Below are 16418 nucleotides of genomic sequence, written 5' to 3'. Positions count from 1 at the left end.
TTAATTATTCAGAATAAAGGTAAATGTCATGTCTGACACCTCTTTTCGAACATTACGCCTAGTCGCTGGCGCGGCGGCTTTTATGGCGCTAAGTGCTTGTAGTAGCTTCGACAGCGAACAAGCATCCGACGACACTGCGCAAACAGACGTTGCCGGTAGTCATCAGTTAACACCTGAAAAAATCTTTGCCAGCGACACCTTTAACGTTGAACGCCCCGCACCGACACGCTGGCTGGAAGACGGTTCAGGTTATACAACGTTGGAAGAATCCGAGTCTGCCAATGGCCGAGATATTGTCCGTTACCATCCGGAAACGAATGAACGTACTGTGTTAGTCAGCGCTGAGCAATTGACCCCAAACGGCGAAGACAAAGCATTACACATTGCTGACTACGTCTGGTCTGACGATGGCAACAAAGTATTAATTTTTACCAATACAAAACGCTCATGGCGCACCCATACGCTAGGCGACTATTGGGTCTTAAACCGCAGCAATAATGAACTGAAGAAACTTGGCGGCAACGCCCCCGAGTCGACACTGCAGTTTGCCAAGTTTAACCCGCAGGGCACCAAGGTCGCCTACGTTATGCAGAACAACATTTACGTGCAGGACTTAAACAACTTCCGCATTAGCAAGCTGACCAACGACGGTAGCGACACCATCGTCAACGGTACTTTCGACTGGGTGAATGAGGAAGAATTCTTCCTGCGTGACGGTTTCCGCTGGAGCCCGGACGGGCAACACATTGCCTACTGGCAGCTCGATACCGAAGGCACGCCGGTGTTTACCATGATCAATAACACCGACGAGCTGTACCCTACGCTTAAAGAGTTTCCTTACCCGAAAGTCGGTGAAACTAACGCCGCTATGCGTATTGGTGTCATGCCGGCGAGTGGCGGCAAAACACAGTGGATGGATATTCCCGGCGACCCGCGCCAACACTACTTGGTACGCATGCAATGGGCCGGTAATAGTGAGCAACTGCTCATTCAGCAACTTACTCGAAAGCAGCACATTAACCGTGCTTTCATTACCGACATAGATTCCGGCAACGCACAGGAACTGCTGCGTGAGAGCACAGACTCTTGGGCCGAGTACGTCGATGACATTCACTTTTTGAATGACGGACAAGAATTTACCTGGCTAAGCGAACGCAGTGGTTATCGCCATATTTATCGTGTGTACCGTGACAGTGGTCGAATTAGCGCTATTACCCGCGGTAACTGGGACGTTGTCAATGTTTTGCGTGTCAACGAAGAAGACGGCTGGGTATATTTTATTGCGTCACCTGAAACGCCGTTAGAGCGTTATTTGTTCCGCGCCAGCTTAGACGGCAGTGGTCGCTTAGAACGTCTGACGCCGGACATGGACGGTACCCACAGCTACAGTATTTCGCAAGATGCCAAATACGCAGAGCATACCTTTCACTCTGTGAATCAGGTGCCTGTAACCAAGATGATTTCTCTGCCGGACCATAAGGTTATTCGTACGGTCGTCGATAACACTGACGCCCAGAAAGCGGTCGAAAACGTCGAGAAACAGCCAGTTGAGTTTTTCCGTGTGGAAGCGCGCGACGGCCTTGAACTGGATGGCTACATCATGAAGCCAACCGACTTTGACCCGAGCAAAGAATATCCTATTTTATTCTACGTCTACGGCGAACCCTGGGGGCAGACTGTGGCCAATAAATGGGGTGGTTCGTTGTATTTGTGGCACACCATGCTGACGCAGCAGGGCTATATTGTTGCCTCCATTGATAACCGTGGCACTAAGTCACCACGCGGCTTTGACTGGCGCCGTTCTATCTACAAAAACCTGGGCGTTGTTACCGTACGAGACCAGTATGACGCACTGCAACAGATGCTGGAACGCTGGGACTTTATTGATGAAAGCCGTGTTGGTATTTGGGGGCACAGTGGCGGTGGATCACAAACGCTTAATGCACTCTTCCGCTACCCAGACGCCTACCACATGGGTATGGCGCTGGCACCAGTACCTGACTTAACCTTGTACGACACCATTTATCAGGAGCGTTACTCCGGGTTATTGCCGGAATCAGCAGAGCGCTACAAAGAGACCTCGGCAATTACACACGCCGAGAATCTGGAAGGTGACTTATTGTTAGTGCATGGCACAGGCGACGACAACGTCCACTTCCAGGGCAGTGAGCGCTTAGTTAACGAACTGATTAAACACGGTAAGCAATTTGAGTTTTTCGCTTATCCGAACCGCTCGCACGGTATTTACGAGGGTGAAGGCACCACTTTGCACCTGCGCACCATGATGACCGAGTTCATCAAAGAGCATTTACCAGCAGGTGGTCGTTAAGAGCAGCGTTATAAACTGATCTTTCGATTACCGCTATCGGTATAAAAAACGTGAAACCCCGTGTCTTTATTTGCAAGATACGGGGTTTTTATTCAAGATATGCGCAGTTTTTGAATTAAGCACAGGAGTTAAGCAGTATGAGTAGACATTATGACTATCTGGCGATAGGTGCCGGCAGTGGCGGTATTGCCTCAGCCAACCGTGCCGCCATTCGTGGTGCAAAAGCCGCCGTTATTGAAGCAAAATTCGTTGGCGGTACCTGCGTAAACGTGGGTTGTGTACCTAAGAAAGTCATGTGGTATGGCGCTCATATTGCCGAAGCCGTTAAATACTCACCTTCGTATGGTTTTAATCTGGAGCAGAAAGGCTTCGACTGGGCGACTATGGTGAAAAACCGTGAAGCCTACATTGAGCGCATTCACGGAGGCTACCATCGTGGTTTCCAGAGCAATGGCGTTGAGTTCATTGAAGGCTTCGCCAAATTCGTTGACCACCAAACGGTTGAAGTTAACGGTGAGAAAATTACCGCTGACCATATTACCATAGCTACCGGTGGCCGCCCGATGATTCCTGAAATTCCAGGTGCAGAGCATGGTATCGACTCTGATGGCTTTTTCGCACTAACGGAACAACCTAAAAAAGCCGCCGTTGTGGGTGCTGGCTATATTGCCGTTGAAATTGCAGGTGTTTTCCACGCGCTAGGAACAGACACACACTTACTGATACGTCGAGATAGACCTCTGCGCACCTTCGATAAAGACATTACCGACGGCTTGCTGGAGCGCATGAAGCAGGACGGCCCTGAACTTCATACCGAAACAACAGTACGTGAAGTAGCTAAACAAGATGACGGTACCCTAACGTTGCACTTTGAAAACGGCAAAACAATGGAAGGCGTGGATTGCCTGGTATGGGCCATTGGTCGCGTGCCGTCCACCGACAACATTAACTTGGAATGCACTGGTGTCGAGCTCGACAAAGACGGCTTCATTCAGGTCGATAAATTCCAGAACACCAACGTACAGGGCATTTATGCGGTCGGTGATAACACCGGCGCAGCAGCGCTAACACCGGTTGCGATTAAGGCAGGCCGTCAATTAGCAGAGCGCCTATTTAACAACATACCAAACGCGCATATGGACTACGAAAATATTCCTACCGTTGTGTTCAGCCACCCAACCATTGGCACTGTTGGTTTGAGCGAAGAAGACGCAAAACTGAAGTTCGGTGAAGAGAACATTACCGTTTATAAGTCTTCGTTCGCGGCTATGTACAACGCTGTCACCCCACACCGCGCCCTCAGCTACTTTAAGCTAGTTTGCCACAGTAAAGAGGAAAAGGTAGTTGGCATTCACGGCATTGGCGAAGGCATGGATGAAATTTTACAAGGCTTCGCAACCGCGCTGAAAATGGGGGCTACGAAAGCTGATTTAGATTCTACTGTAGCTCTGCACCCTACTAGCGCGGAAGAGTTTGTCACGATGCGCTAGCCTTAGGTTTTAAGCCCTCTGAAAGAGTCAGGGGGCTTTCTTCCCCCAAAGACTGCCGCACCATCCAAAAAACCGCTTTAATGTAACTAAATTCAGTTACATTTGAAAAAGTAACTGAAAACGGTTACATTCTTAAATGTAACTATAATCAGTTACTTTTCTGAGTTATTTGGGCAATCATATGAAAAAGCATGTTATAGCAGTTATCACAGGCGATATCGTTGACTCACGAAGTTTGAGTTCAGCGCATTATGATGAGCTACTAAAACAGCTTAAGAACGAGCTGACGACCTTTGAAGCAAGCAACAAAGCTACTTTCGACATCTACAGGGGGGACTCTTTTCAAATCACCTTCTTTTGCCCCTGGGAAGCGTTAAAAGCAGCCATACTGATTCGTCTTAGGCTCAAATCTAATAATTATAAAATCGACGTGCGTCAGAGTATCGCCATCGGTAACGTAAAAGATCTTAGAGAGGATGTGAAAACCTCTACCGGGCAAGCCTTTATCTTATCAGGCAAACACCTAGATGAAATGAAGTCACACCGCCTCGTTTTCAGCTCCGAAAACAAGCTACTGAATCGCCATATTCCTATTGTTGTGAAGTTACTCGACACTCATCTCAGTTCCTTGACACCCATGCAAGCTGAAGCGCTCTATTTATATTTACTAGATGACTCACAGACACACGCCGAGCTTGCAAATAAGTTGGGAAAAAGTCGCGCTAATACCACAAAAATCCTTAATAGCAGTGAATACTTGCTCGTTGCTGACTCAATTCAATATTTTGAAACACTGGTTCATGAGGAGCTCAATCATGATTGATCATTTTGTCATACTGGCCCTGTTAATTTTGGCTCATGTTGTCGGTGACTTTTATTTGCAAACCAGCCGCAGTATAAAAAGTAAGTCTTCTCAAGGGGCTAAAACCTCAATACTGGCAAACCTGCGGCACGCAGCCTCTCACACCCTTCTTGCTCTTATCGTTTTGTTATTTACCTCAAGCTTTGAGTTCACTCTGATCTGGGCAAGTTTAGTGATCGGCGGCACTCACTTCGTGATTGACCTCATTAAGTCACACTTGCCTAAATGCAAAGGTTCGCTACTCTGCTTTAACGTCGATCAGTTGCTACATTTCATTGTCATTCTCAGTGTCTGGGCATACCTGTTCGGCTACTTTGCCTTTATCAATGTCGACACACTACGACACGCGATCACGTTGGAGTTTGTCGCAATCACACTTTCTTACCTGCTGATTTTAAAACCAACTTCTATTGTTATTCAGTTCGTACTTAAGCCTTGGCGTTTATCAAATAATACCGACAGCTATAGTCAGGGCAGCGAAGAATCGCTGGACAAAGCAGGTTCCTTAATTGGAATTTTAGAGAGATTTATTATTTTAACGCTTATTTTGATGAACCAATTTACCGCTATTGGGTTCGTTATTGCCGCAAAATCAATTCTGCGATTTAAAGACGAGAGCAAACATGAATACGTCCTTCTAGGAACAGTCACTAGCCTCTCCATTGTTTTACTCATAGGCTTAATCACCCAGTCAATATTGGCATACTAATGATTCCATCCTGCAGCTATAATCGCCATACCGGTTAAAGTAAAAGCAGCACCCACAGCATCGTACATAGACAGCGACGCCCCTTCCACGGCTTTTAACCAAAGCAACGCAGTTACGACATACACCCCACCATAAGCAGCATAAACTCGGCCACTTTCCGCTGGGTGTAAGGTAAGTAACCAGGCAAACAGAGCCAAACTAATTGCCGCAGGTATCAATAACCATGTACTTCCATCTTTTTTCAACCACAGGTAAGGTAAGTAGCAGCCTACAATTTCAGCAATAGCGGTTATAAAAAACAGTCCGAGTGTTTTAGTAACTAACAAAGCAGACATAGTCAGCGCCTTTAGATAGGGAAATTAAATTATGCGTTCTACTATAAAAGAAATAATGACACACAACACTTTTCTCTTCAGTTGCTTCTTAGCTCTTACTCTGCTCTCTCTGGGTGTTGCTAATGCCGCACCAATAGAGCCCGAGTGCAGTTATGACAAAGAAAAAATGCTGGAACTAAGCCCTAGAGCGTTTGATCAAAACTATGACGAAGGTTGGCCCTCATTAGTTAAAAATGGCGAATGCCTGAAGCCAGCGGCTGATCTTATCCACCTCTATTACACAAAGAACAAAGTCCCGGAAGGCGCCATGAGAACATTGGTATGGCACGAAGGGCAACTTCGCGCTGAAACGGGGCAATATCAACGCGCTATTGAGCTAATGGAGAAGGCAACCAAACCTGCTGAAAAAGACGGTTCCGGATGGAATCATTACGTTAACGCAACAATCGCGTTTTTAGAGTCCGATTTAAATAAACTGAAAGCCTACAGGGAAAAGCTGGCTATGGTTCCAAAACCCGCCGGATTTAACCCCAGAGATGCACAAGGAAACCCTGTCGACGTGCCTTGGCCGCCTAATTTAAGTATCGTTGATAGCTTTATTCGCTGCTTTGGCAAGACTTACGCTGAAGTTTATGCTGGATGCCCTAAAGAATAAATATCAATGTTTGGCAAGTCTATCCAACCCACCCAAAGCATAATATCATCCTAGCTCACACATATAGCAAGAGACGGATTAATGGCAAAATCGACTCTCGAACAATGGCGGATGTTTAAAGCAGTGGCGGACCATGGTGGTTTTATGCAGGCGGCTCAGCAGGTGCACAAAAGCCAGTCGAGCATTCATCATGCTGTTAATAAAATGGAAGAGCAGTTAGGTGTTAATTTGTTTGAGGTCGATGGTCGCAAAACAGTGTTAACTCATGCCGGAAAGCTCTTACTACGCCGTATTAATTATCTGCTGTCGGAAGCTGAGCGCTTTGAAAATGTCGCTCAGAATCTGAAAGAGGGAGTGGAGTCGACGCTTAGCATTGCTGTCGATGAAGCCTTCCCGAAAGAAGTGCTGTACGAAGCGTTAGAAAAAGTCTCGGAAGAGTTTCCGCTGGTGCACATAGAGGTTATTGAAACTATATTAACGGGTGCTGATGAGTTGTTGCGGAAAGGCTTAGCAACGGTATCGCTGTCACCCTTTATGCTTGATAACGAACTGAGTGAGGCGCTTAGCGACGTGACCTTTGTTGCGGTATGCGGTACCAACCACACACTTGCGTCAAAAACGTCTGTCACTCTCGAAGACTTAAAGAACAGCCGTCAAATAGTACTGCGAGACTCAGGTATCGAAAAAAGCTCTGACATTGGTTGGTTGGGCTCTGAACAGCGTTGGACAGTCAGTCATTTAACGACTTCCGTTGAGCTTATTCGCAAAAACCTGGGCTTTGCCTGGCTGCCTGAATCGGCGGTAAATGCGCATATTGAAGAAGGCAGTTTGGTGACTTTAAACCTCGAACGTGGCGCTACCCGCTCTATGCCTATTTATCTGAATTTCGAAGACGCTGATAGTGTCGGTCCTGTTGCCAGAAGCTTTATTGGCCACATTCGCTTTCTGACTTAAACACTCTGTTACAAATTACTAACAAAATAACTTCAAGCCTCCGGAGCGCCCGAGTATCATCTAGACATTAGATGAATAAAAAGGACCTCCAATATGAAAAAGTTATTACTTGCGAGCGCTATTAGCTCTGCTTTATTGCTAGCTGGCTGTGGCCAAACAGTGACAGAAACTCCGAACGTTCAAAGCGCTGTTGCCGGTGAGGTAATAAAAAGTCCGAACGACGAACGTGACTATCGCGTTCTTAAACTCGATAACAACATTGAAATTATGCTGGTGTCAGACCCTGATGTTGATAAGTCAGCGGCTTCCTTAAGTGTTGGTGTCGGTCTGTTGCAAGACCCTAAATCACAACAAGGCATGGCCCATTACCTGGAGCATATGTTGTTTTTGGGTACCGAAAAATACCCGGATACCAACGGTTACAGCGAGTTTATGAGCAATAATGGCGGCAGCCAAAACGCTTCGACCTGGCTCGACGTTACTAATTATATGTTCAAAGTGAACAATGACGCTTACGACGAAGGTCTGGACCGCTTCTCAGACTTTTTCAAAGCACCTAAACTGTATCCAGAATATGTGGATAAAGAGCGTAATGCGGTCAATGCCGAGTGGTCGATGCGCCGTGAAATGGACTTCTTTGGTCAATTTAAACTCGGTCGTTTGCTGCTTGGCTCACACCCTTCTAATCGTTTTCTTATCGGCAACCTTGAAAGCCTCAGCGATAAAGAAAACAGTCAGCTGCACCAGGAAACTGTCGACTTCTATAACCGTTTTTACTCGTCAAACATTATGAAAGTGGCGATGATAAGCAACCGTTCGCTTGATGATATGGAAGCGCTAGCACGTAAGCATTTTGCCAGTATTGAAGACGACGGTATCGACGAGCCAGAAGTTTCCGCACAAATCAACTTTGACGATGTTGGTAAAAAACGCATTCATTACGTGCCTAATGAGGACGTTAAACAGCTGAAGCTTGAGTTCATCATAAACAACAACCAAGACCAGTTTAAGGTGAAGCCTAACCGTTACGTTAGCTACTTGTTAGGTTCAGAAATGCCAGGCACTCCCGCTCAGCAACTGAAAGAAGCAGGCCTTATTGCCAGTTTAAATGCATCAGCACAGCCTAATTTCTACGGTAACTACGGCGTTATGCGTCTGGACGTTGAGTTGACTGACAGTGGCATGCAACAGCGGGACGATATTGTCGCGTTAATTATGCAATACATCGACAAAGTCCGTGCGGAAGGCGTCGACGAAAAGTATTTCAATGAAATAAAAACCAGCTTGAATAACCGCTTCCGATTTTTAGAGAAAGGCGACGAGTTTAGTTATGTCTCCAACCTTGCGGAAGCCATGCAAAACTATCCGGCTGAATACGCGATTAGTGCGCCTTACGAATACCAAGAGTTTAACCCTGAAGCTATTCGTTCAGTGCTTTCTCAATTAACGCCTGAGCGTTTGCGTGTTTGGTACATCAGTCAGGATGAGCCGCATGACAGCAAACTTGACTACTATGATGGCAAATACAAAGTAGCGAACATAACTGCCGAAGAAATTGCTAGCTGGAAACAAGAGCCGAAAACGGCAATTAACCTGCCTAAGGTAAATACGCTTCTGCCAGAGAGCTTCGAAATTAAGAAAAACGACGCGTTTGAGAAACCGAAGGTGGTTATTGACGAGGACGGCCTGCAAGTATGGCAATACCCAAGCCAACTTTATGGTGATCAGCCTCGCGGCATCTTTAACGTTCAAATTAATAACCCTGCGACACTGCATGATATTAAAGCCAACGTTCTAGGCGCTTTGTGGAAAGATTTGTACAACATGAACGTCAGTGCTTTAGATACAGAGGCAAACATTGCCGGCATGAACTTGAGCTTGAACGATACAACTGGCATGACATTAACCGTCTCCGGTTTTACCGATAAACAGCCACAGTTGCTTGAGCGTGCTATTGAAGGTTTAAGCTTTGAGGTTGACCCACAAGCCTTTAAACAGGCCGTTGATCGCTATGTTCGTGCACTAAAAAACAAAGGTCAGCAATTCCCTATTTACCAGAGCTTCGATGCTTACGGGCAGCTAATTCGCGAGGGTGGTTTTGAGCAGTCAGATTTAATCAACACGGCTCAATCGCTCAGCAATGAAGAGTTAGAAGCTTATATGGACACTCTGTTAGGTAATAACTCCATTCGTGTGTTTGCGTTTGGTAACTACGACAAGTCCGATTTAACAGAAGCAGCTGAGCGCGTTAAAGCAAGCTTGCCCAATGACCGTAACATCACTGATTTTAAAACGGCAAAATTCTGGAAGCCACAGTCAAACAAAGCGGTCGTATTGCGCAAAGATCTCGATGTGGCCGACGTGGCTGTAGTCGATGCACACATTCATCCAGAGCCAGGTTTCAAAGCTCAGGCAGCGGGGACAGTATTGCAAAGCCACTTCCGCACGGCAGCCTTTGATACCTTGCGTACCGAAGAGCAGTTAGCTTATGCCGTCGGCGCTTTTGCGCCATCGCTTGACCATTACGCAGGCTTTGGTCTATACATTCAAACGCCAGTTAAGAGCGTGGCAGATATGCAAGCGCGTTTTGACAAGTTCAAAGACGAATACTGGGCGCAACTTGAGAAGATGACTGAAGACGAGTTCGCTCAGTTAAAACAAAGTGCGCTGGTAACGTTAAAAGAAACGCCGAAGAATATGCGCGAAGAGGTCGCTCCAATACTGTCAGACTTAGCGCTTGAGCGTTATGACTTTGACAGTAAAGAGCAGCTGATTAAAGCCGTCGAGAACACGACACTGGCAGACGCTAAAGCGTTCTATCAGGATACTTTAATGAATCCAGACTCTGCCCGTATTTCCGTGCAGCTCCGCGGCACGAAGTTCGCAGACGAGCCTTATGCAGACTTACCGAATCAAACGGTTGTGGAGGATCTCGCAGAGTTTCATCAAGCCATGGAGACTCAATAATTTGAGTTTCATAATAGGGTGGTCACTGCTGACCACCCTATTCAATTCCTTTTAAACCACACCTTGTTCAATCATAGCATCGGCTACTTTTCGAAAGCCGGCTACATTGGCACCCAGTACCAGGTTTGACGGATGACCAAATTCCTCGGCGGTGCGTTTCGCGTCTTTGAAAATATTACGCATAATGCCTTTGAGCTTTTCATCCACTTCTTCGAAGGTCCAACGCAACATACTGGCGTTTTGCATCATTTCCAGCTGGCTCGTGGCCACACCACCGGCGTTCGCAGCTTTGCCCGGACCGTAAGCGGTATTGCTTTCAATGAATAAGTCGACCGCTGCTTGGGTTGACGGCATATTGGCGCCTTCCACCACATATTTGCATCCGTTTTCCAGTAAGGCTTGAGCATCCTTTTCGGTCAGCTCATTTTGAGTCGCGCACGGAAGTGCGATGTCACCTTTATAACGCCAGACGGTATGACCATCTTCCGGATAATCATCTCTTGGAGTGTACTCGGCGTTACTATGAGTCTCTAAATACTCCTCTAAACGCCCGTTTTGCTCTTCTTTTATGCGTTTTACTAAGTCTAAGTCGATGCCGCTGTCATGGTAAACGGTGCCACTTGAGTCACTGCAAGTCACTGGTTTAGCACCAAGTTCGTAGAGCTTTTCTATCGCATAAATAGCGACATTACCAGAGCCCGATACTAGACAACGTTTACCCTCTAATGAATCGTCTTTATCGTCCAGCATGCACTCGGCAAAATACACTGCACCATAACCCGTCGCTTCTTTACGAACGAAGGAGCCACCCCAGAGCGTGCTTTTCCCCGTAAGAACACCGTCGAATCGATTCGCTAAGCGTTTATATTGGCCAAACAGATAGCCGATTTCCCGTGTTCCGACACCAATATCCCCAGCAGGCACATCTGTATTTGGACCAATGTGGCGATACAGTTCGCTCATAAACGATTGGCAAAAACGCATGATTTCAGCGTCTGATTTGCCTTTAGGATCAAAGTTTGAACCGCCTTTACCACCGCCAATAGACAGACCTGTTAGTGCGTTCTTAAAAATCTGTTCAAAGCCAAGAAACTTTATAATTCCGGCATTAACGCTTGGATGAAAGCGCAAACCGCCTTTGTAAGGGCCTAATGCCGAATTAAATTCAATACGATACCCTTTATTGACCTGTATCTGACCGCTATCGTCCACCCAGGGTACACGAAACATCACTTGCCTTTCCGGCTCAACCAGACGCTCAATAATCGCTTGTTCTCGATATTTAGGGCGCTCCTCTAACAAAGGCTCTATCGACTCAAGTACATCTTCCACTGCCTGATAAAACTCGGACTGCGCAGGGCTGGTTTGCTTTAAGGTCTCGATAGTGTCTTTTATATAGCTCATGTGCGCCTCTGTAATTTGAAACTTATCTCTTTAACGTACTCCGTTAAATTTAGATCGCCAAGCGCTTCTTAGTTTTTCAGAACAACCCGATTCCGCCCGGCTTTTTTCGCGGCGTAGAGGTTTTCATCCGCCCGCTTGAGAATACTATCGGGGGTATCGGTTGGTAGCTTAGTCGTTGCGCCTAAGCTGATAGTCACTTTAACGGCCTTTTTGTTACTTTGCTTGCCTCGCTTTTCTTTGCCTTTGCTTGTTGTTTCAGGTCTTGATGGGTCTCTCAATGTGAGTGGATAATTAGCCACTTTTGAGCGAACGGTTTCCAACACATCTTTCAGTTTTTCTTCGTTATTGTGTGAAAACACCAGAGTAAACTCCTCTCCCCCGTAGCGGTAGGCTTTGAAACCGCTAACGCTCTTTAATATGCTGCCTAATAACCGAAGTACCTGGTCGCCCACTTCGTGCCCGTAGCGGTCATTAAATTTTTTAAAATGATCAACATCCAGCATGCATACGGCACTGCGCTTGCGTAAGTGCTGCAATTCACTCATGAGCGCCCGGCGTTGCGGTAACCCGGTTAGCTCATCTATGTATGCTAGCTTTAACATTCGGTCAGCTAGAGCCAACAGCAGACCGCCGGAAATGGCGAGTGCGGCCCAAGTCGAAGCATCAGTTTGTTCAATGCCAAGAACAAAGATCATGAAAGCCAACCAGGCGACTAACTGACTCCACCGAAATGCCGATGCGTTTTTATAAAGAAGAACGGTCGCCCAAATACCGCCCATTGCTATCATCCACAACGCTAAGCCGATACCTGGCAACTCACCAGAAAGGCTTAACATTTCGGTTGGGTTAAGAATAGCCAAAGCAGCAGCCACCGGCGCTGTTAGCAATAACAATGGCGACAAACCAACGGCGGCAAGTAACAAGACACCTATCGGTGAAAGTAGCACTGGCAATTTTATAAACACCAACAGCAATGCCGTTATTGATAGCCAAACAGGCAGCGCTTCATACAAAACAGAAACATGCTGCTGGCTCAGTGGCTGCTGTAAACCCAATTGAATTAACGCGTAAAAGCCTGCGGTCCAGGCACACCAGTAAAGCCATTGCCACTGCCTGAAAAAACCGGCAATGAGGGTTACCAACCCTAAAGACGCTATAACACTTTCAGGCACAGGCAAGATGACGGCAGCCAACACTGTCGGGGCAAAAAAGCCCAACAGAACCCAAACCACCAGCGGCAAAAACACGACTAAGGACAAACGCAACTCCTGCTAATAACTCAACCGTCTAATGTAGAAAAAAAGATTATAAGTTAACCGCCTTGCAAAGCGGTTAATCGGCTACTATTTAAAGGTTATCGACTTTCGTCTCAAAAAGACACTTTAGGAGCAACAACATGACATTACGTATTGGCGATACCGCCCCGGATTTTACTATCGATACTACAGAAGGCCCCATTAAGTTTCACGACTGGGCCAAAGGCTCTTGGGTCTTTTTCTTCAGCCATCCGGCCGACTACACCCCGGTCTGTACAACAGAAATGGGGCGCACCTCACAATTAGCGCCGGAATTTGAAAAGCGCAATGTGAAACCACTGGGCTTATCTACTGACTCAGTTGACGCACATAAAGGCTGGATAAACGATATTAACGAAACTCAGAATACCGTTCTGGAGTTTCCAATTGTTGCCGACAAAGAGCTGGAAGTGGCGCAAAAATACGACATGATTCACCCAAACGAAAGTGCGACAGCAACGGTTCGCTCGGTATTTATTATCGACCCGAATCAGAAAATTCGTCTCATTATGACCTACCCAATGACGGTTGGCCGTAATTTCAACGAAATTCTGCGCGTTATTGATGCATTGCAAACAACTGATCGCGAAGAAGTAGCCTGTCCTGCTGACTGGACACCTGGCGACTCTGTCATTATTCGTCCCAATGTCAGCGATGAAGACGCTAAAGAGAAGTTCCCACAAGGCTGGAAAACCGTGAAGCCTTACCTGCGTCTAACAGACATTAAATAACGTTAGAGTTCGTTTTCTAATGACCGCTGGCGTTCTGCCCATTCGAGCAGTTCGTCCAGCGGTTTTGGCCTGCAGAACAAGTAGCCCTGCATGTAGTCGCAACCGTGTTGAGCAAGAAATGCAAACTCAGCTTCTGTTTCCACACCTTCTGCTACAACCTGTATATGCAGGTCTTTGACCATTTTCAAGATACCGCGTGTAATAGCGGCGTTTTGTGCGTTCTCATTGATATTCTCAGTAAAGCTTCGGTCTATTTTTAACTTATTGACCGGCAACGAGTTCAGATACCTGAGGCTGGCGAAGCCACTACCAAAGTCATCAATGGCGACATCAAGACCCAGCTCTCTTAATTGTTCTAATAACTCCGTTATTCTATGGGTATCATGCACCAAAACGTTTTCTGTAATTTCTGCAGTCAGCTCGCCAGGCTGTATTGCATAACGCTTTAATATGCCTTTAACCTTTTCTATAAAGTCATCGCGATAAAACTGAATGGGTGAAAAGTTCACCGACATAGAACCTATTCCATAAAACTTCAACTTTTCCAGATCTCTGCACGCTTGCCTTAATACCCAGTCACTAATAGGAACAATTTGACCTGTGCGCTCGGCTACCGGAATAAAGTCGGCAGGTGAAATATACCCACGCTCCGGGTGTTGCCAGCGAATCAGTGCCTCCACCCCGGCAATGCGACCAGTCGCTGTCACAATGGGCTGATAAAATAACTCAAACTGTTCATGCTGAAGCGCTTCTTGAATTTGGGTACGTAAGGCGACGTGGAAGCTCAAGCGTTCATCGAGTTTAGACTCATACCAAAGCCACGAATTGCCACCACGCTTTTTAGCTTCATACATTGCTACATCAGCTCGTTGAATGAGTTCCATTGGGTGATTAAATTCCGCTAAATTAGACGTCACGCCAATAGCGGCAGATAGCGACACAGATTTACCTTCAACCTGAAACGGACGTTCGAAAACACTCAATATTTCCTGACAAAACGCAGCAATTTGCTCTTTGTTACTGGCATTCTCAATAACAGCAACAAACTCATCACCGCCAAATCGACACAATAAGTTGGGACCCAACACAACGTTTTTCAGCCGGTCAGCCGTTTCAATCAACACCTGGTCGCCCAAGTAATGACCCAAACTGTCGTTTACTGGTTTAAAGCCGTCGAGATCAATAAACAATACATAAACCGCACTTTCTTCTCTTTCTAAAGCCGAGGCTAATTGCTGTTCAAGCGCTTTTCGGTTAGGTAAGTTCGTTAACGTATCGTGGGTTGCATTAAACTCAAGCGTTTCCTCTTTGTTAATGCGCTCGGTAATATCGCTTTGAAGTCCCACAAAATGCGTAACCTGCCCAGCTCGATTTTTGACAGGAGATATAAGTAACTCATTCCAAAAGGTCGAGCCATCTTTGCGGTAGTTCTTAATAACCGTTTTAACCTGTCTTCGCTCATGCAGGGCTTTTCTTATTTCGTGAACCGTTTTCCTGTCGCTGTCTTTACCCTGCAAAATTCGGCAGCTGCGACCAACCATTTCATCAAAGCTGTATCCGCTCAGTTTCGTAAAAGCAGGATTAATGTAGGTTACTGGAAAGCCTGGCTTATTCGCATCACTAATCACAACGCCGTTAACGCTCGCTTCTATACCACTTTCAAGAACTTTTAGTTGAGCTTCACTCTTGCGTTGTTCTGTTCGGTCGCGTGCTATGCCGTGCACACCGGCCACTTCCCCGTCAATAATAATTGGGGTATTAGTTATATCTAAGTAGTAAATATGGCCCAGTTTATCGGCCACTTTTATTTCGTAAGACTGAGCATTACCGCGTTTGGCTTCTTCGAAATGCTCTTTCGTTCGCTCTCTGTCTTCTTCGACTACCGCTAGTTCATAATGCTGACCAATTAACTCGTGCTCATGAAGCTTCAAAAGCTCACAGCCGGCCCGATTAATCGAAATAAAACGACCGTCAGAGTCCATGGTGAAAACAGGTTGAGGGTTATACGCAAATAGCGACTTGTGATGCTGTTCCACTTTTTCGCGTTGCAGCGCCAGCTCTTGCTGCTCGATTACCAACGCCACCAAGTCGCGAGTACGCACCAAAAACTCTAAGTCGAGCGTTGTTGGAAGTTTGGGGGAGCGAAAATAAACAGCAAAAGTCCCTATTACTCGCTCTTCCCTGGCGTGAAATATCGGATGAGACCAGCACGCAACAAGGTTATGTTCATCAATAAGTTCTAAAAACGCCTCAAACCGCTCGTCAAGCCGCATATCTCTTACAATAACTGACTGCCCAAGTGCGGCCGCGGTACCGCAGGCGCCGACACCGTCAGCTATTTCAAGATCCTGTAATGCACTGACAAATGGTCGGGGTAGAGACGGGCCTGCCGCGGCCCTAAGGCTGTTGGAGTTGTCACGCTTTAACATGACCGAGCATAACGCCCCATCAATTTGCGACTCTATAAGGTGACAAATATCTTCCAGCTTATTAGCAACTGGCTTTTGCTGAACGAGAGAGTTTAACGCATCGTACTGCGCCTTTATCAATTGTCCCGGTTGATACGACTTTTTGTGCGAGTAATGCAGGTACACTCGCCAGAGTATCGTAACGGCCAGGAGCGCTAAAACCACTCCTGTTGCAACCCACGAGTACTCCAGCAAATTATCCTGCATGACTCACATTCC

Annotated in this window: 12 protein-coding genes; 8 read left to right on the top strand and 4 right to left on the bottom strand. The window is 46.5% G+C overall.

Annotated elements, in window-relative coordinates; all coding sequences use genetic code 11:
• Nucleotides 1–28 precede the first annotated feature (28 nt).
• From B3850_RS11660 to B3850_RS11645, 4 genes are all read left to right on the top strand, one after another.
• Nucleotides 29–2329, top strand: a complete 2301-nt coding sequence (locus tag B3850_RS11660; RefSeq protein WP_286873850.1) for a S9 family peptidase — start codon at nucleotides 29–31, stop codon at nucleotides 2327–2329.
• Between the two features lie 137 nt (nucleotides 2330–2466).
• Nucleotides 2467–3819, top strand: coding sequence for a glutathione-disulfide reductase (gene gorA, locus B3850_RS11655; protein WP_286911770.1), 1353 nt, complete (start codon nucleotides 2467–2469; stop codon nucleotides 3817–3819).
• Nucleotides 3820–4000: 181 nt separating this feature from the next.
• Complete coding sequence (locus B3850_RS11650) at nucleotides 4001–4642, top strand: hypothetical protein (protein WP_053954631.1); 642 nt, start codon at nucleotides 4001–4003, stop codon at nucleotides 4640–4642.
• A complete protein-coding gene (locus B3850_RS11645; RefSeq protein WP_053954632.1) occupies nucleotides 4635–5390 on the top strand; it encodes a DUF3307 domain-containing protein in 756 nt (251 codons plus the stop codon). Before B3850_RS11650 ends, B3850_RS11645 begins: the two co-directional genes overlap by 8 nt.
• Here B3850_RS11645 and B3850_RS11640 read toward each other — a convergent pair.
• The gene (locus B3850_RS11640) at nucleotides 5387–5725 is read right to left on the bottom strand and encodes a YnfA family protein (protein WP_286873857.1); all 339 of its coding nucleotides are present in this window, start codon (nucleotides 5723–5725) and stop codon (nucleotides 5387–5389) included. The genes B3850_RS11645 and B3850_RS11640 overlap by 4 nt on opposite strands.
• Before the next feature lie 31 nt (nucleotides 5726–5756).
• Between B3850_RS11640 and B3850_RS11635 the strand changes: the two genes are divergently transcribed.
• The 3 genes from B3850_RS11635 to B3850_RS11625 all read left to right on the top strand — a co-directional run bounded on the left by B3850_RS11635 (nucleotide 5757) and on the right by B3850_RS11625 (nucleotide 10301).
• Nucleotides 5757–6380, top strand: a complete 624-nt coding sequence (locus B3850_RS11635) for a hypothetical protein (protein WP_286873861.1) — start codon at nucleotides 5757–5759, stop codon at nucleotides 6378–6380.
• A gap of 81 nt (nucleotides 6381–6461) precedes the next feature.
• A complete protein-coding gene (locus B3850_RS11630; protein ID WP_286873864.1) occupies nucleotides 6462–7334 on the top strand; it encodes a LysR family transcriptional regulator in 873 nt (290 codons plus the stop codon).
• A 93-nt stretch (nucleotides 7335–7427) separates the two neighbouring features.
• The gene (locus tag B3850_RS11625) at nucleotides 7428–10301 is read left to right on the top strand and encodes an insulinase family protein (RefSeq protein WP_286873866.1); all 2874 of its coding nucleotides are present in this window, start codon (nucleotides 7428–7430) and stop codon (nucleotides 10299–10301) included.
• 51 nt (nucleotides 10302–10352) lie between these two features.
• Here B3850_RS11625 and gdhA read toward each other — a convergent pair whose 3' ends face one another.
• Nucleotides 10353–11705, bottom strand: a complete 1353-nt coding sequence (gene gdhA / locus B3850_RS11620; RefSeq protein ID WP_286873868.1) for an NADP-specific glutamate dehydrogenase — start codon at nucleotides 11703–11705, stop codon at nucleotides 10353–10355.
• A 68-nt stretch (nucleotides 11706–11773) separates the two neighbouring features.
• Complete coding sequence (locus tag B3850_RS11615; protein WP_286873871.1) at nucleotides 11774–12964, bottom strand: GGDEF domain-containing protein; 1191 nt, start codon at nucleotides 12962–12964, stop codon at nucleotides 11774–11776.
• A gap of 137 nt (nucleotides 12965–13101) precedes the next feature.
• Between B3850_RS11615 and B3850_RS11610 the strand changes: the two genes are divergently transcribed.
• Nucleotides 13102–13731: a peroxiredoxin gene (locus tag B3850_RS11610; protein WP_058578440.1), complete on the top strand. Its 630-nt coding sequence runs from the start codon at nucleotides 13102–13104 to the stop codon at nucleotides 13729–13731.
• A gap of 2 nt (nucleotides 13732–13733) precedes the next feature.
• Here B3850_RS11610 and B3850_RS11605 read toward each other — a convergent pair whose 3' ends face one another.
• Nucleotides 13734–16406, bottom strand: a complete 2673-nt coding sequence (locus B3850_RS11605) for a bifunctional diguanylate cyclase/phosphodiesterase (RefSeq protein ID WP_286873874.1) — start codon at nucleotides 16404–16406, stop codon at nucleotides 13734–13736.
• Between the last annotated feature and the right edge of the window lie 12 nt (nucleotides 16407–16418).

This window comes from Idiomarina sp. UBA4520 (assembly GCF_002388365.1).
Lineage (GTDB): Bacteria > Pseudomonadota > Gammaproteobacteria > Enterobacterales > Alteromonadaceae > Idiomarina > Idiomarina zobellii.
This window is presented reverse-complemented; position numbering and strand designations above follow the sequence as displayed.

Coding starts and splice junctions, on each gene's coding strand:
- B3850_RS11660 (WP_286873850.1), top strand. CDS start 29: ATGTCTGACACCTCTTTTCGAACATTACGCCTAGTCGCTGGCGCGGCG.
- gorA (WP_286911770.1), top strand. CDS start 2,467: ATGAGTAGACATTATGACTATCTGGCGATAGGTGCCGGCAGTGGCGGT.
- B3850_RS11650 (WP_053954631.1), top strand. CDS start 4,001: ATGAAAAAGCATGTTATAGCAGTTATCACAGGCGATATCGTTGACTCA.
- B3850_RS11645 (WP_053954632.1), top strand. CDS start 4,635: ATGATTGATCATTTTGTCATACTGGCCCTGTTAATTTTGGCTCATGTT.
- B3850_RS11640 (WP_286873857.1), bottom strand. CDS start 5,725: ATGTCTGCTTTGTTAGTTACTAAAACACTCGGACTGTTTTTTATAACC.
- B3850_RS11635 (WP_286873861.1), top strand. CDS start 5,757: ATGCGTTCTACTATAAAAGAAATAATGACACACAACACTTTTCTCTTC.
- B3850_RS11630 (WP_286873864.1), top strand. CDS start 6,462: ATGGCAAAATCGACTCTCGAACAATGGCGGATGTTTAAAGCAGTGGCG.
- B3850_RS11625 (WP_286873866.1), top strand. CDS start 7,428: ATGAAAAAGTTATTACTTGCGAGCGCTATTAGCTCTGCTTTATTGCTA.
- gdhA (WP_286873868.1), bottom strand. CDS start 11,705: ATGAGCTATATAAAAGACACTATCGAGACCTTAAAGCAAACCAGCCCT.
- B3850_RS11610 (WP_058578440.1), top strand. CDS start 13,102: ATGACATTACGTATTGGCGATACCGCCCCGGATTTTACTATCGATACT.
- B3850_RS11605 (WP_286873874.1), bottom strand. CDS start 16,406: ATGCAGGATAATTTGCTGGAGTACTCGTGGGTTGCAACAGGAGTGGTT.